This is a genomic window from Nitrospira sp. ND1 (assembly GCF_900170025.1).
GTDB lineage: Bacteria > Nitrospirota > Nitrospiria > Nitrospirales > Nitrospiraceae > Nitrospira_A.
The window spans coordinates 696,516-709,876 of sequence record NZ_FWEX01000005.1; the positions used below are offsets into that span (position 1 = coordinate 696,516).

Annotated in this window: 7 protein-coding genes; 4 read left to right on the forward strand and 3 right to left on the reverse strand. The window is 60.7% G+C overall.

The features are described 5' to 3' along the window. Positions 1 to 62: 62 nt before the first annotated feature. A complete protein-coding gene (locus tag NSND_RS03420; protein ID WP_143833376.1) occupies positions 63 to 3,221 on the reverse strand; it encodes a hypothetical protein in 3,159 nt (1,052 codons plus the stop codon). 487 nt (positions 3,222 to 3,708) lie between these two features. On the opposite strand from NSND_RS03420, the gene NSND_RS03425 reads away from it, so the two are divergent. The 3 genes from NSND_RS03425 (at position 3,709) to NSND_RS03435 (ending at position 9,763) form a co-directional block, all read left to right on the forward strand. After that, positions 3,709 to 7,161 carry a DNA polymerase III subunit alpha gene (locus NSND_RS03425; protein ID WP_080877622.1) on the forward strand — a complete coding sequence of 1,151 codons (3,453 nt, stop codon included), beginning with the start codon at positions 3,709 to 3,711 and terminating at the stop codon, positions 7,159 to 7,161. Between the two features lie 37 nt (positions 7,162 to 7,198). Beyond that, positions 7,199 to 8,167, forward strand: a complete 969-nt coding sequence (locus tag NSND_RS03430; protein WP_080877623.1) for an acetyl-CoA carboxylase carboxyltransferase subunit alpha — start codon at positions 7,199 to 7,201, stop codon at positions 8,165 to 8,167. Between the two features lie 279 nt (positions 8,168 to 8,446). Further along, on the forward strand, positions 8,447 to 9,763 hold the full coding sequence (locus tag NSND_RS03435; protein ID WP_080877624.1) for an outer membrane beta-barrel protein: 1,317 nt from the start codon (positions 8,447 to 8,449) through the stop codon (positions 9,761 to 9,763). A 32-nt stretch (positions 9,764 to 9,795) separates the two neighbouring features. On the opposite strand, the gene NSND_RS03440 is transcribed toward NSND_RS03435, so the two are convergent. Together NSND_RS03440 and NSND_RS03445 are read right to left on the reverse strand one after the other, a co-directional pair. Beyond that, positions 9,796 to 10,380 carry a ferritin-like domain-containing protein gene (locus tag NSND_RS03440; RefSeq protein WP_080877625.1) on the reverse strand — a complete coding sequence of 195 codons (585 nt, stop codon included), beginning with the start codon at positions 10,378 to 10,380 and terminating at the stop codon, positions 9,796 to 9,798. 7 nt (positions 10,381 to 10,387) lie between these two features. After that, positions 10,388 to 10,588: a hypothetical protein gene (locus NSND_RS03445; RefSeq protein ID WP_080877626.1), complete on the reverse strand. Its 201-nt coding sequence runs from the start codon at positions 10,586 to 10,588 to the stop codon at positions 10,388 to 10,390. A gap of 188 nt (positions 10,589 to 10,776) precedes the next feature. On the opposite strand from NSND_RS03445, the gene hrpB reads away from it, so the two are divergent. Next, the gene (hrpB, locus tag NSND_RS03450) at positions 10,777 to 13,275 is read left to right on the forward strand and encodes an ATP-dependent helicase HrpB (RefSeq protein WP_080877627.1); all 2,499 of its coding nucleotides are present in this window, start codon (positions 10,777 to 10,779) and stop codon (positions 13,273 to 13,275) included. Positions 13,276 to 13,361: the final 86 nt, after the last annotated feature.

The following is a 13,361-nucleotide window of genomic DNA, read 5'->3' on the forward strand; positions in this document are numbered from 1 at the left end:
ATTCAGCCCTCGTCGTCGCCGGCATCTGTACTCTGCGCTCATACCGGCCGGAGACGTTCATATCAAAAAATGGTGGCCAGGTACTCCAGCAGAAATACAAGCCCGGTGCCGCCCGTGGGCAACGCAATCGCCCCGAACAACGGATGGCGGGTGAACGGCAGAAACGCGCCCTCCTGATAGTCCTCGATCAGCGCCACCATTCGCTCGACCTGCTCTCGCTTTTCCTTCTTGAAGACGACTTCGCCGGATAATCCATCGAGCCGAGACTTCAATTGGACGACGGCGGCGCGTTTGGCCTGCTCGGCGGAACGACGCAGAAACACCCCGTTCCCGAATGCATAGGCGGCGTTCACCCCGAAGATCGCCATGAGACCGAGCGGAAAGTCCCATCGGTCGAAATAACTGTGCCGGGCAACCGCCATGAGGAACACGACCACGAACGGATAATAAATCATGGCGCTGATGACCGCCGTGCGCTTGGCAATGAACTCCACCGCGATCCACTCATGTACATAGGCCTGGTCCACTCCCCGCTTTGCAGCCTCCCGGACGAGCAGCCGGTCCGACCACCAAATAGTCGTGCCGACCATGATTTTGATCAAACGCCGGCAGAGCCGCGTCGCATCGACGACATAAAACATCAACAGCGTCATGGCCAGAACACTGAACCCCAGTACGGCATAGCTGATCGTAAAGCAGGCCGACCCGCGGCAAGGCATCACGGGAAATCCGGAGATCACCAGCAACAGGGCCCCGAACCCCAGATAACACAGTGCCTGCGGCACGATGCGCACAAGTCGCTCCTTCCAGCTCCCCAACGCCCGATATTCCCGCCACAGCAGAGCCGCCTCCGCATCGCCCATCGGTTGCGGACGCCAGTGATGAATGCCGACGAGTGAACCGGCTTGAATCGAGAGCGGCGCCCGTGGACGGAGGAACCGGAAACGGCGGCTCAGCTGCGTTTCGTTGTCCCGCAGCCGTCTCCACGAATGTCCGAGAAAGAGCAGACAGAGCAGGAATGCGAGAAGCCTGAGCACCGTGGTCGGCCAGACACTGATCCCGTCGGTCAGCGAGAAGGGTTCACCCGCCGTTCGATCGCTCATCGCCCAGCAGAGCAGGCCGAGCAACAGGCACACCATCAAGACAAGGCCGACCACAGCTCCCTGGACCCAACGAGATTGCGCCCATTGCCACAACTCGCTGTTGATCAACAGCGCACAGAGGGCCATGAGACTGAGTGCAGATAAGAACAACGCAATCGTCTGCGGGCTGAGCACGCGCAATTCACCGGTATCCGGGTCCAGATCGGGACGCGGAAGATGCAGGTTCGGAAGCGCCTCCGGTCGCCGACCGGCATCGTAAGGTCCATCGAGGCTGATATCGACAGGGCCATGACGCCCGACTTCATACAACCGCGGGGGCACCGTCTTCGGGAACGTCACCGTCGCCGGAATCTGCAGTTCGCCAGGGCCCGGGCCCGGCACGATATCATTTACGGCCCGCAGCACCGAATAGAACAACGCGGTCTGATAACTGTCGCGGAACGGCGGAATGGGTGTCTGAATCAACGGATGAAGTTCCAGACCGAAATGGGACGCGATCACCAGATTCCTGGTCCACTGGAGCTGGCTCGGATGGGTCAATCGTGCATCGAGATCGGTCGTGAAAAACAGGGCGTGGGGAAAGTCGCTCCGCAAAGCCTGGAGGATCATCAGCTTGTCGTACACGTCGCTGCCCAACACGCCGATGGCCTTGAACTCGCCGTCGTTACTCGCTTCTTCGCGCTTGAGGGTTTCAACCAGCCGTCGAAGATAGTCCAACTGACTGCGGCCGGCCGGAGTCTCCGCCAGACTCTGCTCCCCACGCAGTCCCCCGTCTCCGATTTTTCCTTTCGTCTGAGCGCCACCGGAATCCTTCTCAGTATTCTTGGGCGGCAGCTCGCCGTCGAGGCCGGCCAGGTAGGAATAACGGTGCACCCAGTCCGGATACTGTTCACTGCGCAAGCGATTAAAGTGATACTCGAAGCCTCTCATCGCGCGATCAGGCCCTGTCTCCGCCAGGCTGCGTGCCATCGCGACGAGTGTACGCGGCAGGGACCTCCCGTAGAGCGTGTCCCATTCCGAGATCAGAGCGATATGAGGAATCCGGCACTTCCCGTCCGAGTGCCGGGATGACACCGCGGCAGAATCGGAGTCTGCCTCCTTGCACGGCCCAGCCTCCCCCCGCGGAATCGTCAAGTCGATCCGGCGACGTTTGAGCTCCTCCACCAGTTGCTCCGCCAGCACGGCATCCGTGCCGATGGTCCGGATCAAGCGCAGTCCGCCCGCCTCGAACCACTGCTCCACGCCGCGTGCCGCATCCGGCCCTTGAAGGTCACCCAACAGAACCGGATCTGCCGCCGTCGCCCAGGATGAATAGAATTGAACACCTTTCAGCGAATCCAACTGCCGCCGGGAGGCAGCAAGAAAAGCCGCGGACGATCCGCCCGAGGATTGATCGGCACCGTACAAGGCCGTCAGTTCGCCGACCATGGCGCCCAGCGAACCGGAGGAGCGTGGCCCCACCACACGATAGGACACCGTACTCTGCTTGAACGCCTGCTGAACTTCCGTCACCAGCTCACTGAGCGACAGAAGCGGCTTCGGACTGAAGTCCTGTTCCTTCAGCCAAAGCACCAATACCTGCGTAGACTGCTTCGGCTCAGCCGGTTTGGGCCTCCCGAGAAACGACTCGACGGGGACGACGAGATGCACGTTTCCCGGTCGGACAAAATATCTGATCGATTCGCCGGACTCCGGCTGATATCCTGCCGCCCCTAAGGCCGACACGAGGGCGTAGCGATCCCGCAACCTCGACTCGACTCCGCTGGCATAGGGACTTCCGTCCACAAAGACCGGCAACAATAAAAAGTCGGAAGGTGCTCCGGCTTGAGTCACCGCCGTCAGCAGTTTGAAAAAGGTGTGGTGTGCGTCCGAATCAGGCTGTTTTGCGACAGCAGCCTCTTTCTGTCGGTGGGTCGAGACAGCCTCGAAGGGATCCTGCCAGAGTCGCGCCTGCACCCGATCCGCCCCGATAGACACAGCCTTCTCCGCTTCCTTGTCGATTGGCCGCGACGTCTTGAGCGGTACCTGGTAGATGACGAGGCTGCTGACCACCGCCAACAACAAGGCCACGATGCCCGTCAGCGGCAGCTTGGATTTCTCTTCCTTCTGTTCAGCCATTGAGGCGATCCGTCTTCCGGAAAATTGCGTCAGCGGCGCGTTCGCATCACGGCTCGCGCCAGGCATCTTCTTCACGTCAAAAAACAGCGACAGGCTAGCCTTGGGCAACAAAACTGTCAATGGAGAGAATGAGGAAATGGTGGTGACTCGATAAGACCCGCACTGCATCCTTGGATATGCATCATCCCAATGCTCCCTCCAGCTCGCTTCCCTTATTTCCCAGGAGGGTAGTCAGGGTAGCCTCCAGCTGCGCGCAGCCTTCTTACCCACCCAACCCTCCGGTGCGCCGCGCCGTTTACCCAGGCGAGGGCCTTCCGAGCCAGCTCCTCTTCTATCCAGGGAGGGTGGCTTGGTGGTATCCGACTGTGCGCGTCCAACGAGGGCCTTCTGAGGCCGCGCGTTGCGCGAACAAAGGAGATCAGCAGGCCGCCCTCCCCTCTCCTCCCTTCCGTTTGACTTCAACTTTCCCTCTCACTACAATTCGCCCGTGGCATCACAATTCGTTCATCTGCATCTCCATACCCAATACAGCCTCCTCGACGGCGCCAACCAAATCGACCCCCTGATGCAACAGGTGAAGTCGTTCGGGCAACCGGCCGTCGCGATGACCGATCATGGCAACATGTTCGGGGCGGTGGAGTTCTACCGGAAAGCGAAGGAAGCGGGGGTCAAACCCATCATCGGGTGCGAAGCCTACATGGCGCCGGGCAGTAGGCTCGAGAAGAATTCTCACCTCGCGCACAACGACTACTACCACCTGATTCTGCTCGCGACAAACCTCAAGGGATACCAGAACCTCATCAAGCTTGTGAGCAAAGCATATCTTGAAGGTTTCTACTATAAGCCGCGGATGGATAAGGAAATTCTGCAGCAGCACCATGAAGGATTGATCGGCCTCTCTGGCTGTCTCAGCGGCGAGGTCGCCTACCTCATCGGGCAAAAAGATCTCGCGGGCGCCACCAAAGCGGCTGGCGAATATCGGGAAATTTTCGGCAAAGACAACTATTACTTGGAACTGCAAGCCAACGGGTTGGAGCATCAGCGCATCGCCAACGACGGCCTGCTGGAGATCCACAAGAAGCTGGACATCCCGCTCGCCGGCACCAACGATTGTCATTATCTGAAAGCAGAAGATTCGCGTCCACATGACCTCATGCTCTGCCTGCAAACCGGTAAGACCATCAACGATCCCAATCGGATGAAGTTCGATACCGACCAGCTCTACGTCAAATCGACGGACCAGGCATTGAGAGAGTTCAAGGAAATGCCGACCGCGGTCTCGAATACCGTCAAGATTGCTGAAGCCTGCACCCTCGACCTGGCGTTCAATAAGACCTACCTGCCTCAGTTTAAAGTGCCCGAGGGCTTCACCCGCGAATCCTATGTGGAGCAACTGGCCCTGGAAGGGCTGGCGGCACGCCTCAAGGAACGGCCGAGCTCTATTCCCGAGATCGCTTATCAGGTCCGGCTGAAAGAAGAAGTCGCCGTGATCTGCTCGATGGGATTCGCCGGCTACTTTCTCATCGTCTGGGACATCATCAAGTTCGCCCGCTCGCGCGGCATTCCGGTCGGGCCCGGACGCGGCTCCGCTGCCGGCAGCCTCGTTGCCTATGCCCTGCGTATCACCGATCTCGATCCGCTCGTCTACTCACTGCTCTTCGAACGGTTCCTGAATCCTGAGCGTGTGTCCCTTCCCGACATCGACATGGACTTCTGCATGGATCGCCGGGATGAAGTCATCAACTACGTCATCCATAAATACGGCGAAGACCATGTTGCGCAAATCATCACATTCGGGACCATGAAGGCGAAGGCGGCCATTCGCGACGTGGGGCGTGTGCTCGAAATGCCCTACGCCGAAGTGGATCGGATTGCGAAGCTGGTCCCGGACGACTTGAAGATGACCCTCGACAAGGCGCTCGAACAGGAGCCGCGCCTGAAGGAACTCGTCGATAAAGATGTGAAGGTGAAGGAACTCATGTCGGTGGCGCAGTCGCTCGAAGGCCTCGCCCGCCATGCCTCCACACACGCGGCCGGTATCGTGATCTCCGATCAGCCGCTCACCGAACACGTCCCGCTTTACAAGGGCCCCAAGGACGAAATCGTCACCCAATATTCGATGGGTGATGTCGAAAAAATCGGCCTGGTGAAGTTCGACTTCCTTGGACTGAAAACGCTCACCATGATTCACCGCGCAGAGACGTTGGTGAACGAAGTGCGCCCCGGTCAGCCGCCCTTGCTCGTCGAGCAACTGGCGTTCGACGATCCTGAAACATTTGCGCTGCTGTCGTCCGGAAAAACCACCGGCGTCTTCCAGCTCGAAAGTTCCGGCATGCGCGACCTCTTAATGGGCCTGAAACCGGACCGGTTCGAAGACATCATCGCCATCATCGCGCTCTATCGCCCCGGCCCGATGGACCTCATTCCGGACTTCATCAAGCGCAAACAGGGCAAGATCCCGATCGCCTATGAGATGCCCGAGCTCGAGCCGATCCTGAAGGACACGTACGGCGTCATCGTGTACCAGGAACAGGTCATGGCCATCGCCAACAAGGTGGCCGGATTCTCGCTGGGACAAGCGGATATTCTCCGTCGCGCCATGGGCAAGAAGAAGCCCGAGGAGATGGAGAAGCTCCGCGTCCAATTCCTGGAAGGCGCGAAACAGAAAAAAATATCCGAGAAGAAGGCCGACAAACTCTACGAACTCATCCAGAAGTTTGCCGGATACGGCTTCAACAAATCGCACGCCGCCGCCTATGCGGTGGTCTGTTACCAGACGGCGTATCTCAAGGCGCATTACCCCACCGAGTTCATGGCGGCGCTGATGACCACCGACATGGGCAACGCCGACAAGATCGTCGGCTACTTCACCGAATGTCGCGGGCTCGGCATTCCGGTGTTGCCACCGGACGTGAACCAGAGCCAGAAGAATTTCGCCGTCGTGGACAAGAGCATCCGCTTCGGGCTCGCGGCGATCAAGAATGTCGGCGAAGGCGCGGTTGAAGCCATCATTGAAGTGCGCAACGAGACCGGACCGTTTCGCTCCTTCTTCGACCTCTTCCGCCGGGTCGATCTCCGCAAGTTGAACAAACGCATGATGGAAGGGTTGATCAAAGCCGGGGCCTTCGATTCCATGGGCGGACGGCGCTCGCAATACCTGGCCGTGCTCGACCAGGCCATGGACGAAGGGATGAGCATCCAGAAAGAGCGCGCGCTCGGCCAGACCAGCATCTTTGGCGACGACACCATCGGTATGCCGCAGCAACTGGATGAGCCGGCCTTGCCCGACGTGCCAGAATGGAGCCAGGGCGAGCTGCTGAAATACGAGCGGGAGTTGACCGGCTTCTACATCAGCGCCCATCCGCTGGCCCGCTATGAAGCGGCCATCCAACTCTTCGCCAACACCACGACCATGCAGATCCCCGATGTGCCGGACGGACGCGAGGTCAAACTCTGCGGGATCATCACGGCGGTGAAATCCATGCTCACCAAAAAAGGCGACCGCATGGCCTACATCACACTAGAGGATTTACATGGGCTGGTAGAAGTGATAGCCTTCCCCGACCTGTATCGAGACCATGCCGACATGATCGTGCCGGAACGGGTCGTGCGATTGACGGGCACCGTGGATCGCGGAGACAAGGGCACCAAGTTGCGCGGGACCAAGATCGAACCGCTGGCTGATTTGCAGAACACAGGGATTTCGCGGGTGATGATTCACCTGCACGACGGACCGACGGCCTCCACCAGACTGCCGATGCTCCGACAGGTGTTCCAGAAATATCCCGGTGCTTCGAGCGTCTCTCTGGTCATGGCCCTCGGCGGTACGATGGAAGCGCGAACCTCTCCCCTCCCCAACGTCAAGATCACTCCCAGCGAGCATTTTGTCGCCGATATTGAGGAAGTGCTAGGCAAGGGCGCCATCACTTTGGTAACCTAGGCGAACCTAGGCAACACCCTTAAGGGGGTTCAGCAGTATGAGAGACTACCTCGACTTTGAAAAACCGATCCGCGAACTCGAAGAAAAAATCGAGAAGCTGGCCTCCGCCGAGTCTCCCAAGTCCGGCACGCAGGACGAAATCCGCAAGCTCCGGACAAAACTCGCCCAGGTCGAGCACCAGCTCTATACAACCCTGACGCCCTGGCAGCGCACCCAACTGGCCCGCCATCCTCAGCGGCCCACGACCCTCGACTATATCAACGAACTCTCTCGCGAATTCCTCGAACTGCACGGCGACCGCAGCTTCGGCGACGACCGCGCAATCGTGGGCGGCTTCGCCCGCTTCAACGATCGCTCAGTCATGATTATCGGGCACCAAAAAGGAAAGACGCTCAAAGAGCGTATGCAGCGGAACTTCGGCATGCCCAATCCGGAAGGCTACCGGAAGGCGTTGCGGCTCATGCGGCTGGCGGAAAAGTTCGGCCGCCCGATCATTACGCTGATCGACACCCCCGGCGCCTATCCCGGTATCGGCGCGGAAGAACGCGGACAGGCCGAAGCCATCGCCAGAAACCTGTTCGTCATGTCCCGACTGTCAGTGCCCATCATATCCGTCGTCATCGGCGAAGGCGGCAGCGGCGGCGCCCTGGCGTTGGGCGTGAGCGACCGCATCCTCATGCTGGAACATTCCGTCTACTCCGTCATTTCCCCCGAAGGCTGCGCGGCGATTCTGTACGATGACCCGTCAAAGGTTCCGGATGCCGCAGCCTCGCTGAAAATGACCGCGCAGGATCTGGTCGGACTCGGCATCGTCGATGAAGTGATTCCGGAACCGTTGGGCGGCGCGCATCGTGACCCCCGGGCCATGTGCGATCGGGTCGCCAAGACCCTGGCCAATCAGTTGTATGCCCTGGTTGAACTGCCGACCGACCAGCTCATCGCCCAGCGCGATCAGAAATTCCGCAAGATCGGGGTGGTCGGCGGGCTCGTACCGGTAGGGGCCTAACCCCCTGGAATTCTTCCTCTCCACCATTGCACGCCTGACTTAACGTTGCTCTATCCCCTGCATCCGGCCCTGGCCATCAAGACCCGCTGAAACCACCTACATACTCGTCCTGATTTTCCATTGCCCGACGACTTGTTACACTGCCCCCCGCCTGCGTGCGTTGAATGGGTCCCGTCTCGACAAGAACACCTCGATACGCGTCGCCCCGTTTTCATCCTCGTTCGCAGGATCGCCATTCATCACGCGACAGGGATTTTTTTACAGGAGGTAGGTACGGGTATGTCGAAGTCGATCGTGAACGCATTCGTGGCAACCATGTTATGGAGTTGGGGAGTCTGGACGGGAGGCGCCTTCGGGCAATCGCTGCTCACCGGCACCCCGCTGGGTGAAGCGCCCACCCCGGTCTTCTCGGCACAAACGCCGGGCCTGGAAGGTCGCTCCTCGTCGGATCCATTGTGGACTGACGCCCTCTGGCATGCGGATGAGAAGGGCATCAACCGCTTTTTTCCACAAGACGGATTCCTCCGCGTGCGCGGCTGGGTGGACGGCGGGTATACGTATAATGCAAGCAACCCGCGCAGCAACTTCAGCGGACCCTACAACGCCATCGACCGCGACATTCCGGTCCTCAACCAGTTGTACATGATTGTCGAGAAACCGCTGACCGCCACGGGCAGCAATTGGGGCATCGGCGGACGCTTGGATTTCATGTATGGCTACGACTACTTCCTGACACAGAGCAACGGAGTCGAGCGGCGTGAGAACGGCGCGCAGGGCTGGAACGCCCAGGGTCAGCACTACGGGCTGGCGATGCCGCAGGCCTATGCCGAAATCGGGAACCAGACCTTCTCGGTGAAGGTCGGCCACTTCTATACGATCATCGGCTACGAAGGTGTGCCGTCCATCAACAACTTCTTCTACTCCAAATCCTTTGCCTACCAATTCGCCGGCCCCTTCACCCACTGGGGCGGACTGGCCACCTGGCACCTGAACGACCGCATCACGTTGCAAGGCGGCCTGGTGAACGGCTGGGATTCGCTCGACCGGACGAAGGACAGCACCACGGGTCTGGCCAGCATCAAGTACACCGCGCCGGAGAATCTCTGGTCGCTCTCATTCTCCATGGTCACGGGCAACGAACCCAGCGCCGTGGCCACACAATTTGAAACCCGCACGCGATACAGCCTGATCTTCACGGCACATCCGGCCGAGCGATGGGAATACGTCTTCCACCATCACTATGCCTATCAAAACCAGGGCAAGGTCGACGGCGGCACCGCGCGTTGGTACGGCATCGACAACTATCTGTACTATGCGCTCACCGATCAATGGCGGGCCGGTCTGCGCTTCGAGTGGATGCGCGACGAAGCCGGCACCAGGGTCGGCGGCAACCCGGTTCGCGACAACCCGAACCTCGGGCCGTTTGCCGGGTCCTTCTATTCGCTCAGCGCCGGCCTCAACTACCGGCCGCACCCCAATGTGTTGATCCGTCCGGAAGTGCGCGCCGATTGGTTCGACGGGCAGCGCTCGCCGTACAACGACGGCCTGAACAAGAATCAGGTCTTGGCCGCCATCAACGGCACGCTGCAGTTCTAGCGCGAGGTGGAACGGAGCAGGCGGGTCGGAGATTACCGGCCTGCCTGCCCCGCAGGCAGCAAGCCCAACGCAATGAATCGCTCCTGAATGATCGACAGGATGTGGTGCCGAAGCTCGGTCCGGTACGGCGCGAGGGAGGGATCACCGAGATACCGGTCCACCGTGCGAGGCAGCTTCTTCCACCAGGTGCGTGCCGCCTCCCGCGCCTGTTGAGCTCCGCTCTCCCCGCCCGCCAGAATCGCCCTCAATTCCTTCTCGAAGAATCCGACATGCACCTGTTCGTCTTCGAGGATGTCCGCCAGGTCCGGCCGCACCGTCGCGAGGAGCGTCGCGAATTCCAGTCCGAGCGCCTCATACCCGAACAACAACACCGCCAGCATTTCCCACTGCGACGGCACAGTCGGCAGAGTCGGCGCCCGCTGGGACGTGGTACCCAGCATCCCTTCGAATTGCCGCAGGTGATCCTGCTCGTCGGTCTCGTGGCGCTGGAGAAACGTCTGGACGTGGCGGGGAAGATTCTGGGTCTGAGCGGCCCGCACCGCCCAGAGCGCCATGGCTTCGGCGCGTAAAAACCGTTCGAGCAAGGCCCTTTCACAAGTCTGAGGCAGAACCATCATCGCACCATCAATCCTCACTCGGCGGGACGATCGGACCGGCCCACTCGCCCTTCGTCAGTCCGACTTCCTGCGAGGCTCCATCGGGCCATTGGAAATACCCCACCGCATCAACGTAGAGAATCAGCGGATCCATGTCCTCTCCCAGCCCGCGCCACCAATACCACCCGGCCTTGGCCGGTTTGTCGCTCGTCCATATCAAGCTAGTCATGATCCTCCCGTGAATCGTGAAGCGTATCCCCGTCAGGGATAAGAGCTTATGGCATTTGGCTTATAGCCTATGGCCGGACGAAACATACTCTCTCAACTCCGGCGATAGGCTATTCGCCCCGGCTCCTATCCCATTCGCTATAGGCCATGTGTTATAGGCTATAGGCTCTTCAGGAGACGCACCCTACCATGGTCCGATTACCAATAGAAGAGGCGATCCCGGCACTGCGCCGGACCCTGGCAACCGGACGCGCAGCCTTACTGACGGCGCAACCGGGCGCGGGAAAAACCACGCGTGTCCCGCTGGCCCTGCTGCATGAACCCTGGCTGGCCGGACAGAAACTGGTGCTGCTCGAACCCCGGCGATTGGCCGCCCGCGCGGCCGCAACTTACATGGCTGCCATGCTGGGTGAGCCCGTCGGCAAGACGGTCGGGTACCGCATCCGCCACGATACCAGGGTCGGGAAGGACACGCGGATCGAAGTCGTCACCGAAGGCATTCTCACAAGGCTGCTGCAGCACGACCCGTCACTCGCCGGATACGGCCTCGTCATCTTCGACGAATTTCACGAACGCAGCCTGCAGGCGGATCTTGGCTTGGCCTTCGCCAGGGAATCGCAACGCCTCTTCAGACCGGACCTTCGCCTGCTTGTGATGTCGGCGACCCTCGACTGCGCGGCGGTCACCCGCCTGCTGCAGGATGCGGACACCATCTCCTGCGAAGGCCGCCTGTTCCCCGTCACCACGCAATATCTCGACCGGCCGATCGAATGGCATCTGGAACCGGCAGTGGTCCGGAGCATTCGTCAGGCCCTGGCTCGTGACGAGGGCAGTCTGTTGGTATTTCTCCCCGGCATGGCGGAGATCCGGCGCGTCGAGCGGCAACTTGTCGAGGCCTCCCTCGGCCCGGATATGCTCATCGCACCGCTGCATGGTGAACTCCCGCAGAGTGAACAGGAACAGGCGATTCTCCCCGCGCCGACAGGGCGACGAAAGATCGTACTCGCGACCTCAATCGCAGAAACCAGTTTGACTATCGAAGGTGTGCGGGTCGTCATCGATGCAGGACTGATGCGGGTTCCGCGCTTCGATCCCCGCTCAGGGCTGACGCGGCTGGATACCATTCGTGTTACCCAGGACGCAGCCGATCAACGACGCGGTCGCGCAGGCCGACTGGAGCCGGGCACCTGTTATCGCCTCTGGACGACGGCCGAGCAGCAAGCACTTCTCCCTCGCCGCCCTCCGGAAATCCTGGAGGCGGACCTGGCCCCGCTGGCGCTGGATCTCGCGGAATGGGGTGTGATTGAAACAAGCGAACTGTCCTGGCTCGACCCGCCGCCGGCAGGGGCGTTGGCCCAGGCCCGTGAACTTCTGCGACAGCTCGGAGCGCTCGATGCGCAAGGAGCCCTGACCGCACACGGCCGCCGGCTGGCCCACGTCACTGTTCATCCAAGACTGGCCCACATGATGGTGACCGCCGTGCCGATCGGCCTGGGAACCCATGCCTGCGACCTGGCGGCGCTGCTAAGCGAACGTGACATTCTGCAAGGGGGACCGGGTTGGCGAAACGCCGACCTGCGCATCCGAGTTGAAGCCTTGCGTGGCGCCAGAGACCATCTTGCCGGTGCAACGATCAATCGTGCCGGTTGCGAACGGGTGCGGCGGGCATCGGAGCAGTGGCGGCGACAGCTGCAGCTCACACCATCTTCCGTCGACGGCACCGACCATACCGGCACACTACTCGCTCTCGCCTACCCCGACCGCATTGCGCAACGGATCGCAGGCAGCGAGGGTCGCTATCGTTTGGCCAACGGACGAGGCGCGGCATTTCACACCGTACAAGGCCTCTCTCAAGATGAGTATCTGGTGGTGGCACAACTCGACGGCACCGGCGACTGGGCGCGTATCCTCCTGGCGGCGCCGGTTGGATTGCCGGATCTACAGCACCATTGCGCCGGGCAGATCAACACCGTCGATGTCCTGGAGTGGGACGACCGGTTGGAATCCGTCCGCGCCAGACGGCAGCGCCGGTTGGGGCAACTCATCCTCGACGATCGGGCCACCCACGACCCGGACCCGACTCAAGTCACCGCCGCCTTACTGTTCGGCATCCGTCGGGCGGGGATCACCTGTCTGCCCTGGACCAAAGAGCTGCAGCAGTGGCGCGCACGCGTCGGGTTTCTCCATCGCATCGACCCCACTTGGCCGGACCTGTCAGACGACGCGCTCACAAACAACCTCGACGCGTGGCTGGGGCCATTTGTCAGCGGCCTCACAAGCCTCGCGCAGGTTCGTCGCATCGATCTCCAACCGCCGCTCGAAAGCCTGCTCACATGGCAGCAGCGGCAGGAACTTCCCAGGCTCGTGCCCACACACCTCACCGTGCCGAGTGGCTCCCATGTGCGACTGGACTACGATCAGAGCGAGACGCCGGTGCTGGCCGTGCGCTTACAGGAAATGTTCGGCTGTCAGGAGACACCGCGCATCGCGGGTGGAAGGGTGCCGGTGATGGTGCATCTGCTCTCGCCGGCGGGACGGCCTGTCCAGGTCACGAAAGACCTGGCAAGCTTTTGGCGCTCGACTTATCAAGAGGTGAAGAAAGAACTGCGAGGCCGCTACCCACGCCACCACTGGCCGGATGATCCACTCACCGCTCAACCCACGAATCGGACAAAACGACGAACGTAGGACCGGGCCCTTCCGCTTGTCCAACCACGCACGTGCGACCGGCGCTTGCTAATCTTCCACAATTGCAGCATTCTACTCGCAGCCTG

Excerpts from the sequence above, each read along its gene's own strand:
- NSND_RS03420 (WP_143833376.1), bottom strand. The coding sequence starts at position 3,221 with ATGGCTGAACAGAAGGAAGAGAAATCCAAGCTGCCGCTGACGGGCATC.
- NSND_RS03430 (WP_080877623.1), top strand. The coding sequence starts at position 7,199 with ATGAGAGACTACCTCGACTTTGAAAAACCGATCCGCGAACTCGAAGAA.
- NSND_RS03435 (WP_080877624.1), top strand. The coding sequence starts at position 8,447 with ATGTCGAAGTCGATCGTGAACGCATTCGTGGCAACCATGTTATGGAGT.
- NSND_RS03440 (WP_080877625.1), bottom strand. The coding sequence starts at position 10,380 with ATGATGGTTCTGCCTCAGACTTGTGAAAGGGCCTTGCTCGAACGGTTT.
- NSND_RS03445 (WP_080877626.1), bottom strand. The coding sequence starts at position 10,588 with ATGACTAGCTTGATATGGACGAGCGACAAACCGGCCAAGGCCGGGTGG.
- hrpB (WP_080877627.1), top strand. The coding sequence starts at position 10,777 with ATGGTCCGATTACCAATAGAAGAGGCGATCCCGGCACTGCGCCGGACC.